The organism is Streptomyces sp. XY431 (assembly GCF_001279805.1).
GTDB classification, from domain to species: Bacteria; Actinomycetota; Actinomycetes; order Streptomycetales; family Streptomycetaceae; genus Kitasatospora; species Kitasatospora purpeofusca.
Genome location: NZ_LGDO01000243.1, coordinates 1 through 1174, shown reverse-complemented (window position 1 = coordinate 1174; position 1174 = coordinate 1). Strand labels below are relative to the sequence as shown.

General features: G+C 56.5%; 1 rRNA gene. It reads left to right on the top strand.

The annotated features are described in order from the left end of the window. Window positions 1-1172 (top strand): 23S ribosomal RNA (locus ADK60_RS22515); the annotation flags it as partial. Window positions 1173-1174 lie beyond the last annotated feature (2 nt).

Below are 1174 nucleotides of genomic sequence, written 5' to 3'. Positions count from 1 at the left end.
GAGCTGGGGGTGGCCGCAGAGACCAGCGAGAAGCGACTGTTTACTAAAAACACAGGTCCGTGCGAAGCCGTAAGGCGATGTATACGGACTGACGCCTGCCCGGTGCTGGAACGTTAAGGGGACCGGTTAGCTCTGATTCGTCGGGGCGAAGCTGAGAACTTAAGCGCCAGTAAACGGCGGTGGTAACTATAACCATCCTAAGGTAGCGAAATTCCTTGTCGGGTAAGTTCCGACCTGCACGAATGGCGTAACGACTTCTCGACTGTCTCAACCATAGGCCCGGTGAAATTGCATTACGAGTAAAGATGCTCGTTTCGCGCAGCAGGACGGAAAGACCCCGGGACCTTTACTATAGCTTGATATTGGTGTTCGGTTCGGCTTGTGTAGGATAGGTGGGAGACTTTGAAGCCGTGACGCCAGTCATGGTGGAGTCGTCGTTGAAATACCACTCTGGTCGTGCTGGATGTCTAACCTGGGTCCGTGATCCGGATCAGGGACAGTGTCTGGTGGGTAGTTTAACTGGGGCGGTTGCCTCCTAAAGAGTAACGGAGGCGCCCAAAGGTTCCCTCAGCCTGGTTGGCAATCAGGTGTTGAGTGTAAGTGCACAAGGGAGCTTGACTGTGAGACTGACGGGTCGAGCAGGGACGAAAGTCGGGACTAGTGATCCGGCGGTGGCTTGTGGAAGCGCCGTCGCTCAACGGATAAAAGGTACCCCGGGGATAACAGGCTGATCTTCCCCAAGAGTCCATATCGACGGGATGGTTTGGCACCTCGATGTCGGCTCGTCGCATCCTGGGGCTGGAGTAGGTCCCAAGGGTTGGGCTGTTCGCCCATTAAAGCGGTACGCGAGCTGGGTTTAGAACGTCGTGAGACAGTTCGGTCCCTATCCGCTGTGCGCGTAGGAGTGTTGAGAAGGGCTGTCCCTAGTACGAGAGGACCGGGACGGACGAACCTCTGGTGTGCCAGTTGTCCTGCCAAGGGCATGGCTGGTTGGCTACGTTCGGGAGGGATAACCGCTGAAAGCATCTAAGCGGGAAGCCTGCTTCGAGATGAGCACTCCCACCTCCTTGAGAGGGTAAGGCTCCCAGTAGACGACTGGGTTGATAGGCCGGATATGGAAGCCCTGTGAGGGGTGGAGTTGACCGGTACTAATAGGCCGAGGGCTTGTCCTCAG